This is a genomic window from Streptomyces sp. ActVer (assembly GCF_027270795.1).
Classification (GTDB): domain Bacteria; phylum Actinomycetota; class Actinomycetes; order Streptomycetales; family Streptomycetaceae; genus Streptomyces; species Streptomyces umbrinus_A.
Map to the genome: position 1 here is coordinate 1 of NZ_JAPWHT010000364.1, position 10,622 is coordinate 10,622.

Annotated in this window: 11 protein-coding genes; 4 read left to right on the forward strand and 7 right to left on the reverse strand. The window is 68.8% G+C overall.

Going from position 1 to position 10,622, the window contains the following annotated elements:
• On the reverse strand, positions 1 to 851 hold an 851-nt coding region (locus O3Q52_RS39505), incomplete at its 3' end, for a xanthine dehydrogenase family protein subunit M (RefSeq protein WP_269653392.1).
• The gene (locus O3Q52_RS39510) at positions 848 to 1,435 is read right to left on the reverse strand and encodes a (2Fe-2S)-binding protein (protein WP_269653393.1); all 588 of its coding nucleotides are present in this window, start codon (positions 1,433 to 1,435) and stop codon (positions 848 to 850) included. The genes O3Q52_RS39505 and O3Q52_RS39510, both read right to left, overlap by 4 nt.
• Before the next feature lie 224 nt (positions 1,436 to 1,659).
• On the opposite strand from O3Q52_RS39510, the gene O3Q52_RS39515 reads away from it, so the two are divergent.
• Complete coding sequence (locus O3Q52_RS39515) at positions 1,660 to 2,268, forward strand: TetR/AcrR family transcriptional regulator (RefSeq protein ID WP_269653394.1); 609 nt, start codon at positions 1,660 to 1,662, stop codon at positions 2,266 to 2,268.
• 128 nt (positions 2,269 to 2,396) lie between these two features.
• Complete coding sequence (locus O3Q52_RS39520) at positions 2,397 to 3,851, forward strand: glyceraldehyde-3-phosphate dehydrogenase (protein WP_269653395.1); 1,455 nt, start codon at positions 2,397 to 2,399, stop codon at positions 3,849 to 3,851.
• Here O3Q52_RS39520 and O3Q52_RS39525 read toward each other — a convergent pair.
• The gene (locus O3Q52_RS39525) at positions 3,830 to 4,324 is read right to left on the reverse strand and encodes a DUF6010 family protein (RefSeq protein ID WP_269653396.1); all 495 of its coding nucleotides are present in this window, start codon (positions 4,322 to 4,324) and stop codon (positions 3,830 to 3,832) included. The genes O3Q52_RS39520 and O3Q52_RS39525 overlap by 22 nt on opposite strands.
• A gap of 270 nt (positions 4,325 to 4,594) precedes the next feature.
• On the opposite strand from O3Q52_RS39525, the gene O3Q52_RS39530 reads away from it, so the two are divergent.
• Complete coding sequence (locus O3Q52_RS39530) at positions 4,595 to 5,089, forward strand: lamin tail domain-containing protein (RefSeq protein ID WP_269653397.1); 495 nt, start codon at positions 4,595 to 4,597, stop codon at positions 5,087 to 5,089.
• 95 nt (positions 5,090 to 5,184) lie between these two features.
• On the opposite strand, the gene O3Q52_RS39535 is transcribed toward O3Q52_RS39530, so the two are convergent.
• The gene (locus tag O3Q52_RS39535; RefSeq protein ID WP_269653398.1) at positions 5,185 to 6,036 is read right to left on the reverse strand and encodes an NAD(P)H-binding protein; all 852 of its coding nucleotides are present in this window, start codon (positions 6,034 to 6,036) and stop codon (positions 5,185 to 5,187) included.
• Entirely contained in the window at positions 6,033 to 6,461 is a 429-nt protein-coding gene (locus O3Q52_RS39540; RefSeq protein WP_269653399.1) for a nuclear transport factor 2 family protein, read from the reverse strand. The genes O3Q52_RS39535 and O3Q52_RS39540 overlap by 4 nt, the downstream gene beginning before the upstream one ends.
• 89 nt (positions 6,462 to 6,550) lie before the next feature.
• Between O3Q52_RS39540 and O3Q52_RS39545 the strand changes: the two genes are divergently transcribed.
• Positions 6,551 to 7,150 carry a TetR/AcrR family transcriptional regulator gene (locus O3Q52_RS39545; protein WP_269653400.1) on the forward strand — a complete coding sequence of 200 codons (600 nt, stop codon included), beginning with the start codon at positions 6,551 to 6,553 and terminating at the stop codon, positions 7,148 to 7,150.
• Between the two features lie 115 nt (positions 7,151 to 7,265).
• Here the strand turns inward: O3Q52_RS39545 and O3Q52_RS39550 are convergent, their stop codons facing one another.
• Together O3Q52_RS39550 and O3Q52_RS39555 are read right to left on the reverse strand one after the other, a co-directional pair.
• On the reverse strand, positions 7,266 to 9,332 hold the full coding sequence (locus tag O3Q52_RS39550) for a DUF1996 domain-containing protein (RefSeq protein ID WP_269653401.1): 2,067 nt from the start codon (positions 9,330 to 9,332) through the stop codon (positions 7,266 to 7,268).
• A 561-nt stretch (positions 9,333 to 9,893) separates the two neighbouring features.
• A partial coding sequence (locus O3Q52_RS39555) for a cytochrome P450 (protein WP_269653402.1) occupies positions 9,894 to 10,622 on the reverse strand: 729 nt, incomplete at its 5' end.

Consider the following 10,622-nt stretch of genomic DNA (forward strand, 5'->3'; position numbering starts at 1 on the left):
GCCGGTCCACCTGCCAGTACGCGTTCGGCGGCGCGGGCCCGCCACGGCCGCGACGCGACCGCTCCGAAGGCCAGGCGCACATCGCGTACGACGCCGTCCTGGACGTCGAGCGCGGCGGCGATCGAGCCGATCGCGAAGGCGTACGAGGCACGCTCGCGCACCTTGCGATAGCGGGAGTTGGCGGCGACCGGGGCGGGCGGCAGCGTGACATGCGTGATCAGCGCGCCCGGCGGCAGATCCGTCTCGCGGTGCGGAGTGTCTCCCACTGGCAGGTAGAGCCAGCTGAGCGGCACTTCCCCCGGTCCGTCGGCCGTTTCGTACGACACGACCGCGTCGAAGGCGGTCAGCGCCACGCCCATGTCGGAAGGGTGGGTCGCGACGCAGCGGTCGGAGGCGCCGAGGATCGCGTGGTTGTGGTGCTCGCCCTCGATTGCGGGGCAACCACTGCCCGGGACGCGCTTGTTGCAGGGCTTGGTCACGTCGGCGAAGTAGCCGCAGCGGGTGCGCTGGAGCAGGTTCCCGCCGACGGTGGCCATGTTGCGCAGTTGTCCGGAGGCGCCGGCCAGCACGGCCTGCGTCAACGCCGGGTAGCGGCGCCGGACTTCGGGGTGCGCGGCGAGGTCGCTGTTGGTGACGGTCGCTCCGATGCGGAGGCTGCCGTCCCGCGTCACCTCGACGGTGTCCAGCGGGAGTTCGCGGACGTCGACGAGCCGGGCGGGCCGTTCGACGCCGGTCTTCATCAGGTCGACGAGGTTGGTGCCACCGCCCAGGAAACGGGCGTCGGGATCGGCGTCGAGCAGCGCGACCGCGCCGGAGACGTCGAACACCCGCTGGTATCCGAACTCCCTCATGCCGCCGCCTCCTCGGTCTGCGGAAGGCCCGCGGACGTCACGTCCTGCGTCTCGGCGGCCCCACGGGCGACGGCCTCGACGATCGACACGTACGCGCCGCAGCGGCACAGGTTGCCGCTCATCCGCTCGCGGATCTCGTCGGCGCTCAATGGTGGTGGTCCGGCTTCGGGCCGGACGTCGTCCGTGACGGCGCTCGGCCAGCCTGCCGCGTGCTCCTCGATCACCGCGATCGCCGAACAGATCTGGCCGGGCGTGCAGTAGCCGCACTGGTAGCCGTCGAGGTCGAGGAACGCCTGCTGCACCGGGTGGAGTTGATCGCCGGCGGCCATGCCTTCGATGGTGGTGATCTCACGTCCCTCGGCCGCCACCGCGAGCTGCAGACAGGACACGGCCCGACGGCCGTCGAGCAGGACGGTGCAGGCACCGCACTGTCCCTGGTCGCAGCCCTTCTTGGTGCCTGTCATGTCCAGACGCTCACGCAGGGCGTCGAGCAGGGTGGTGCGGTGGTCGACGGAGAGCGTGTGTTTCTCGCCGTTGATGTTCAGACTTATGGCGCTGTGCGTCGAGGGGGTGGCTGGGGCCATGATCAGCCTTCTTTCGCGTTCCCGGAGCGTGTCCGGGGGACGGTCCGGCGGGCAGAAGAGTCGGAGAGGGAATGCTGGTGACAACGGTCACCGGGCGCCCACGCCAGTCGAGCCCACCGCTAGAATGGACTCAACCGGACAGTTGTCCGCTCACAGGAAACGTAACGGACAGTTGTCCGGTTGAGCAAGGTCGGGATTCGGACACGGACCCGCGAGGAGGACGAGTGCAGCCGAAGAAGGACGCGCCCCAGCGCTCGGACGCGCAGCGGAATCGCGAACGCATCCTGAAGGTGGCCCTGATCGAGCTGACGAACTCCGCGGACACTCCACTCAGCACGATCGCCAAGAAGGCGGGCGTCGGGCAGGGCACGTTCTACCGGAACTTCCCCAACCGGGAGACCCTCGTCCTCGAGATCTACCGCCACGAGATGCAGCAGGTCGCCAACAGCGCGGCCGAGCTGCTCGAGACGCGGGAACCCGAGCAGGCACTGCGCGAGTGGATGGACCGACTCGCCCAGTTCGGCATGGCCAAGGCCGGCCTCGCGAACGCGATCCAGCAGGCGACGAGCGGCCCGGGGAACCTGGCGAAGCCAGGGCACGCCCCGGTGTCCGAAGCGGCCGAACTCCTCCTCCGCGCCAACGAGGCGGCCGGCACCATCCGCCCGGGCGTCACCGCGGACGACTTCATCCTCGCCATCGGCGGCCTCTGGCTGATCGACCCCGCCGGCGACTGGCGGCCGCGCGCCACCCGGCTCCTGGACCTGATCATGGACGGGCTGCGCGTGGGAGCGCCCGGACCAGGCACCCCCGGACCGGCCGCACCCGGACGCTGAGCGGCGCCGTTCGACCACCGCGAGCGAGCGCGCCACCCGCTCGACCGATGCCACTGACGATGCCGCTGACATGATCAAAAAGGCGACGGTTTAGCATATGAGCGCCGCCTAGCTCGAAAGATAAACCTGTGACTGTCAATGACGACTCGTTCACCAACTGGAAGACCCGCGAGGAGATCGCGGAGTCGATGATCCCGCTCATCGGGAAGCTGCACCGGGAGCGGGACGTCACGGTCCTGCTGCACAGCCGCTCCCTGGTGAACAAGTCGGTGGTCAGCATCCTCAAGACCCACCGATTCGCCCGGCAGATAGCCGGCGAGGAGCTCTCGGTCACCGAGACGCTGCCGTTCCTGGAGACCCTCACCGAGCTCGATCTCGGGCCTTCGCAGATCGACCTCGGCATGCTCGCAGCGACGTACAAGGCCGACGACCGCGGTCTGTCGGTGCGCGAGTTCACCGCCGAGTCCGTCGCAGGCGCCACGGGCGCCAACAAGATCGACCGCCGTGAGCCGCGCGACGTCGTCCTCTACGGCTTCGGCCGTATCGGCCGCCTCGTCGCCCGCCTGCTCATCGAGAAGACCGGCTCCGGCAACGGACTGCGCCTGCGCGCGGTCGTCGTGCGCCGGGGTGGCGAGCGGGCCATCGACGATCTCGTGAAGCGCGCCTCGCTGCTGCGCCGCGACTCGATCCACGGCCAGTTCCAGGGCACGATCACCGTCGACGAGGCGAACAGCACGATCATCGCCAACGGCAACGAGATCAAGGTGATCTACGCGAGCGACCCGTCGGAGGTCGACTACACGGCGTACGGCATCAGGGACGCCATCCTCATCGACAACACCGGCAAGTGGCGCGACCGCGAGGGCCTTTCGGGGCACCTGCGCCCCGGTATCGACAAGGTCGTCCTGACCGCGCCCGGCAAGGGCGACGTCCCGAACATCGTGCACGGCGTCAACCACGACACGATCAAGCCGGACGAGCAGATCCTGTCCTGCGCCTCCTGCACCACCAACGCGATCGTCCCGCCGCTGAAGGCGATGGCGGACGAGTACGGCGTCGTGCGCGGCCACGTGGAGACCGTCCACTCGTTCACCAACGACCAGAACCTGCTGGACAACTACCACAAGGCCGACCGCCGCGGCCGCTCCGCGCCGCTCAACATGGTCATCACCGAGACGGGTGCCGCCTCCGCCGTCGCCAAGGCGCTGCCCGACCTCAAGGCGCCGATCACGGGCAGCTCGATCCGCGTGCCCGTGCCGGACGTCTCGATCGCGATCCTCAGCCTGCGGCTCGGGCGCGAGACCACCCGCGACGAGGTCCTCGACTACCTCCGCAATGTGTCGCTGACCTCGCCGCTCAAGCGCCAGATCGACTTCACCAGCGCCCCGGACGCGGTCTCCAACGACTTCATCGGCTCGCGCCACGCGTCGATCGTCGACGCCGGCGCCACCAAGGTCGACGGCGACAACGCGATCCTCTACCTCTGGTACGACAACGAGTTCGGCTACTCGTGCCAGGTCATCCGGGTCGTCCAGCACGTCTCCGGGGTGGAGTACCCGACCTACCCGGCCCCGGCGGTCTGATCCCTCGGCACTGACCGTCCCGGCCGCCCCGCCTCAGCGTGCGGGTCGGCCGGGACGTTCGTGTCGTGCTCCTGGGTCTTCCCGGACCGCACCTTGCGCAGGAGTTCACGCGGTGACAGGCCACCCATGAAGCACCACACCGCGATGACCGGGTCGCAGATCGCGCAGCCCAGCGACGAGTCGTGGGCGAAGGGGATGATGGGGTTCCCCTTGACGTGGTGCACGACGTCCCACGCGGTGTGCAGCAGCCACCCGATACCGATGAAGGTCCACGAGTCCAGCCCGCGGTACGCGACACAGGTCACGACCGCCGTGAACGCGAACTCCCAGCCACCCATCCCGCCGCCGCTGAGGTACGCGGCACCCGCCCCCGCGACCATGACGGCGTTGAACCGCCGCCGGTGCGGTTCCCGGATGAGGGACATCAGCAGCGCGTAGAGAACGCCGATGACGATCGGCAGGAAGTACTGCATGCCTGTGCTCTTTCCTGGAGTGTGAATGCCGCCGCCGGACTTGGGCGGGAACGGCTCACCACGCTAGGAGCACGGGCATTCACCCCACAGGGGCATTACCGACAGCTTTCAACGGATTTCAGCCCTCGACGGGGCGCCCGGCCCACCCCGGACCTTTAACGCCACTATCACGTTTTCATGACGGAAAACGCAATAACCCCCAACCCGGCACAGTTCGTTCACGGCATGGCTAGGCTCCAGTGCCTCATAGAGATCCGGAGGGGGATTCCCATGCGAAAGCACCCTGTCATAGCCGTGTCCTTCACAGCCGGTGCGCTGGCGGTTCTCGTTGCCGCCCCGGCCCAGGCGGCCGAGTACACGTCGGCGTTGAAGGTCCGGGGCGTCCAGTACGACGCGCCCGGCAGCGACTCCAACAGATGCACCACCGGCAACACCCATCAGGAATACCTGACCATCAAGAACTACTCGTCCTCGGCGACCGTCAATCTCAAGGGCTATGTCGTCAAGGACAAGACCGGCAACCGTTTCGCCTTCACCGCGAACCACTATCTCCAGCCCGGTGACTATGTGAAGTTGCGCGGCGGCAACGGCAACGACTCCGATGCCAACAACGTCGTCTACCGCGACAACTGCAACTTCATGTGGAACAACGACGCCGACACCATCTACCTCTACAAGCCCGCCGGCAGCCCTGCGGACGTGCACAGCTACACGAAGAGGAACAACGACCGGGACGGCAACGGGTACATCGGTTACCACGGCTGACAGCACACGGTTCGTCGTGGCCGGGCCGACCCGGCCACGACGGACAGGCGTATGCCGTCGGTCAGGCAGGGAAAGGCCGTTGGCCGGATGCGCCCCTAGGAGATCGGGACTCTCAACTCACGTTCGGCGACGGCACGGAAGCCGTTCGGCGGGCGGCCGGTGAGGAGTTGCACGGTGCCGGTGGTGCGGTCCTCGGCTCCGTCGGCGATGGCTCGGTCCATGTCGGCCAGCATCGTGGCGAACTCCAGCGGTATGAACGCCGCGAGGCGGTCGCGCAGTTGTTCATGGGCCAGCGAGTGGTGGACCACGGGCCGGCCGGTGACCTCCGTGACGATCGCGGCGATGTCGTCGTAACTGAGCGCCTCCGGCCCGGTCAGGACCAGTTCGGCGTTGGGGGCACGGTCGTCGGTGAGGGCACGCACGGCGACGGCGGCGATGTCGTCGGCGTCGACGAAGCCGACACGGCCGGTGCCTGCCGCGGTCAGGATGGTGCCGTCCGCGCGGATGCTGTCGGCGTGGGCGTGCGCGCCGGTGAAGTTCTGCATGAACCACGAGGGCCGCAGCACCGCCCACTCGTCGAACAGGCCGGGCAGGGCCTGATGCACCATTCCCACCGCCGGGCCGCCCTCGGGTATGGCCGAGGAACTGAGGAGCACCGCGCGGCGCACCCCGGCGGCGCGGGCCTGCCGCAGGAAGGGCAGCATGACCGGAGCCGGGTCGGAGTCGCCCAGGGGCGGGATGAGGTAGACACGGTCCACTCCGTCGAGGGCGTCGGCGTGGGTCGCGGGGTCGCCCCAGTCGAAGCGGACCGGTTCCGCGCCCGGCACGGGGGTCGCGCGACGGCCGGCGGCCTTGACGCGATGGCCGGCGGCGATCAGCTGCGCGGCGGTACGGCTGCCGGTGGTGCCGCTGGCACCGATGACCAGAATCGCGCCGGTGGTGCTCATCGGGTGCCGCTCGCGACGAAGCCGACGCCTGATTCCTGGACGGCGAGCGGGTTCCAGTAGTCGCGGTAGGAGGAGATGAGCCCGTCCTGGACAGTCACGACGGCGATGTAGGTCATGTCGAAGGGGCCGTCGGTCTCCACGACGCGGCCCACACCGCGCATCTCGACCACGATGACGTCGGGCTCGGTGGTCTGGTGAATCCGCACGTCGGGGAAGTCGTGCAGGTCGATGTGGTCGGGATAGTGGCGCATGTAGACGGCGATGGCCTCCTTGCCCTCCAGCCGTCCGGGCCAGCCCGGGGGCGCGAAGGGAAATTCCATGATGCCGTTCTCGGCCCACAGGTCGACCCAGGCGGGGATGTTCTTGTCCAGCAGCAGCCGCAGGCTGTGGCGGTACAGATCTGCCGGTGAGGTGTTCGCGGGCATGTGTTTCTCCGTCCCGTACGATACGGACCACCGGTCCGTTTCGATGCACGATACGGACCCGGGGTCCGCTTTGCAAATGGAGGAGCAGCATGACCGAGCGCAGACCACGCAAGGACGCGGCCCGCAACAGGGCTGCCGTACTCGCGGCCGCCGACACGCTCTTCACCGAGTGCGAGAGCCCCGAGGACGTCACCATGGCCGACATCGCGACCGCGGCCGGCGTCGGCAAGGGAACGCTCTTCCGGGCCTTCGGCGACCGCACCGGACTGATCCGGGCTCTGTATGCGACGCGACTCGAACCGGTCAGGAGCGCCGTCGAGGAGGGCCCGCCGCCGCTGGGGCCCGATACTCCGCCGCTTCAGCGCGTGCCCGCCCTGCTCGACGCCCTCCTGTGCTTCAAGCTCGACAACCGCCATCTCGCCCTGGCCCTGGAGGCGACCGGCAGCGACAGCCCCTACCAGGCTGAGCACTACGAGCGATGGCACAGCCTGCTCCGGTCCGCGCTGGAGCAGATTCCCGGCCTGACCAACAGCGACTTCACCGCGCACGCACTGCTCGCCACGGTCCGAGCCGACCTCGTCGAGCACCTTGCCGGTCAGAAGGGCGTGTCCCGGGACGACATGCGGAAGCAACTGGCGAGCTTCATCACCGAGGTCCTGGGCACAGGGCCGGACGAGGCGTCGCGTTAGACGGTCGCGCACACAAGTGAGGACCCGCCCGGGTTTCCCCGGTCGCCTCTTCGATGCCACTACTGCGATACGGCGTTGCCTCGTTGTGGCGCTACCTCGTCGTGGCGCTACCGCGTCACGTCTGCCTGCTGTTGATACGGCGGAGCAGTACGAAGCCCGCGAGCAGGAGCAGCGCTCCGGCCGCGGCCGGCCACAACTGCGTCCCGGTGTCGGCGAGTCCGCCCGAGGTCGCCTGCGGTACGAGCGCCGAGGCGCTCGACGGTTCGGGGCCCGGCACGGCGCCGCCCAGGTCGTTGTCGTCGCCGCCCGTCGCCGCGGCCGCGTCGCTCTGGACGGCCGACGGGGACGATTCGGCCTTCGGCACCGCTTCACCATTGCCCTTGTCCTCGCCGTCGGCGGGGCTGGGGGCCTGGGTGCTGTCGGCGGAGGGCTTCTCCGTGTTCTCGGCGCCGTTGTCGGCGGGGTCCTCGTCCTGGTTGTTCCCACCGGACGGGGCGGTGGCCGTGGGCGACGGGGTGTCCTCGCCACCGTTGCCGTTCCCATTGCCGTTGTCCGCGGGGTCGTCGTCCCCGTTGTTCCCGCCGGGCGGGCTCTCGGGTGTCGGCGACGGAGAGTTGCCCGGTTCCTCACCCGCGCCGCCACCGGCGCCGTCACCCGCACCGTCGGCGGAGTCGCACTTCCGGCCTCCGTTGATGCAGTCCACCATCTCCCCCATCAGGTCCTCGTCGAAGACGTTGATGAAGTCGCCGTGGTCGGTGACCGGCTTGTGCAGCTGCTCCGGGAAGGAGTCGACCGCGAACAGCGGAGTTGTGCGGCCGCCGTCGTTCAGACTGGGCGCGTCGACGTCGTAGACGATCCGCTGGACGAGCTGCGGGATGGCCTTGAAGCCGTTCGCGCAGGTGCCGTTGGCGTCGGCGAAGGCCACGTGGGTGCGGTGGTTGGCGCTGTCGATGTTGTTGCCGTCCCAGCAGCTCTGGAACTTGAAGGTGCGGACCACGTCACTGCCCTGGGGGCAGAGCGGGTACTTGTCCTTCAGCTGCCGGTCCTCGAACCCGGTGCAGCTCCATGAGGCGTTGGCGTTGGCGGTGCCGTTGACGAACGCCTTGGCGTCACCGGTGATGATGCGCAGCAGCTTCGGCATCTCGGTGACCTTGCTCTGCGGGTTGCCCACGAAGGTCATGGTCACCTGCCTGGGCGTGACGATCTCACCGGAGTTGCCCTCGATGCCACCACCGGGGGACGCCGCGTCCTGTTCCTGGGCGCCGTTCTGCAGGCGCAACACGGGCCAGAAGTAGGAGGACTTGTCGCCCTCGTTCACGCAGGACGTCTCGGCGCTGGCCAGGTCCTCGTCGGTCGCGAAGGCGTTGTTGCCCTGGTTGCCGACGTAGTCGTGGAAGTGGTGGGCGCCGTTGCTGACACCGGGGGCCACGATCACGTTGTCGGAGTTGAACAGGCCGTTCGCGTTCACACCGCAGTCGGTGCTGAAGGTGCCGCGGGAGGCGTTGCCCTGCTTGCGCGGGCTCTGCACGCTGGGCTGGACCGACTTGATGTCCACGAAGTCGGCGGCCACAGGGCCGTTGCCGGCCTGACCGCCGTTGCCGCCCTGCTGATCGCCCTGCTCGCCGCCCTGGCCCTGCCCGTTGTCCTGGTTCTGGCCGTTGTCCTGGTTCTGGCCGTTGTCCTGGCCCTCGCCCTGGTTCTGACCGTCCTGGTTTTCGCCGCCCTGCTGCTGGCCTTCGCCGCCCTGGTCGCCGTTCTGCCCGTCGCCACCCTGCTCGCCCTGGTTGCCCGAGGCGCGAAGTATGCAGGCCGCGAAGGGCTCGAGACCCTGCGGACGGTCCCCCACCCGGTCGACGGCTATCGCGATCCGCTCGATGGTCGCGGCTCGCTTCTCCTTCAACGGGTTCATGATCGAGTTCTCGGCGAAGGCACCGTCCTGCTGGATGGCCTGCGTCGACTGCTGCAACCGCTGGTAGGCCTCGGCGATCTGCTTGTCGAGGAGGGCGAGTTCCTTGTCGACCTCGGCCTTCGCCTCGTCCGGCACCGCCGTCAGCTGACTGCCCACGTCCGGGCAGTCGATCGTGGCGGCACCCGAGGCCAGGACCTGACCGGCCTGGCTCTGACCACTCTCGGAGGCCGTCGCGTAGACGTTCGCCGCTACCAGCCCACCTCCACCCAGCATCAGCGCGACCGCCCCAATGGTCGCGCGTCGTGCACCTGTTGGGCGTCTGCGCGTGTTGCGTCCCAAGGATCTACTCCTACGCTTCTGTTGCCGGAGCCGGCATGGCAATCCCCCGCCCTATACGGAGGGGAGGCCCCGAGTGTTCAAACGTCTCGCGGATTCATAGAAACCTCTCATGAACCAGCCCACCCGAGGGCGCCATACGGCTTCTTGCTCCTCGTCCGCGTACACGCCCCGTCGTCCGGCAGGTGTACGCGGCCGGTCAATGTGACGGAGAGATACGGGCGCCTCCGAAGTGACGAGGACCTTACCCCAGAGACGGGCGGCGAGCGCGCGTCGCGTCCGTGCCGCGTTCATCACCACGGAGTGGGCGCCGCCCCGTAAACGCCTTGCGGCGCCCGGCAGACAGGGCTGCCGGGCCCCGCGTAGTCATGTTGTCGACGAGGACGCGCCACCGCGTACGCGGTGGTGGCGGCCGGGATCCCGCGAGAGCAGAACAGTTACTGCCGGTAACCAGCGACGGCCGTCCCGCTGTCGGTCACCGGCGCGAAACGCCGACGGTCACCAGCGCACGGGAAGTTCGCGGGCACCCCTGATCAACAGCCCCCGCATCCACGGCAGCTCGGTCTCTTCGGCGTCCAGCCTCAGGTCCGGGCAGCGTTCCAGGAGAGTGCGGATCGCGATGCGGCCCTCCAGCCGGGCCAGCGGGGCGCCCAGGCAGTAGTGCAGGCCGTGCCCGAAGGCGATGTGGCCGCGGGAGTCCCGGCGGATGTCGAACCGGTCGGCCTGCTGGAAGCGCTCCGGATCACGGTCGGCGCCGGCCATGGCGATCAGGACGGTGGAGCCGGCAGGGATGGTCACCCCGCCCATCTCCACGTCCTCCAGTGCCAGTCGGTCCGTGCAGTTCTCCACCGGGCCGTCGTAGCGGAGCATTTCCTCGACCGCGCCTTCGAGCAGCCCGAAGTCGGCGCGCAGGTCGGCCAGTTGGCCGGGATGTGCGAACAGAGCACGCATGCCGTTGCCGATCAGGTTGACCGTGGTCTCGTGGCCGGCGATGAGCAACAGCACGCACATGCCGATGAGTTCGTCGGGCGAGAGCCGGTCGCCGCCCTCGTCCACGGTGTGGATCATCGCGCTCAGCAGGTCCTGGCCGGGCCGGCTCCGCTTGGCCGCGGCCAGTTCGGCCAGGTACGCCGGCATCTCCTGGTAGGCGCGCGCCTCCGCCTCCGGACTCGTACGGGCGACCATCTCGTTGGACCAGGCACGGAACGCGTCCCGGTCGAGCGCGGG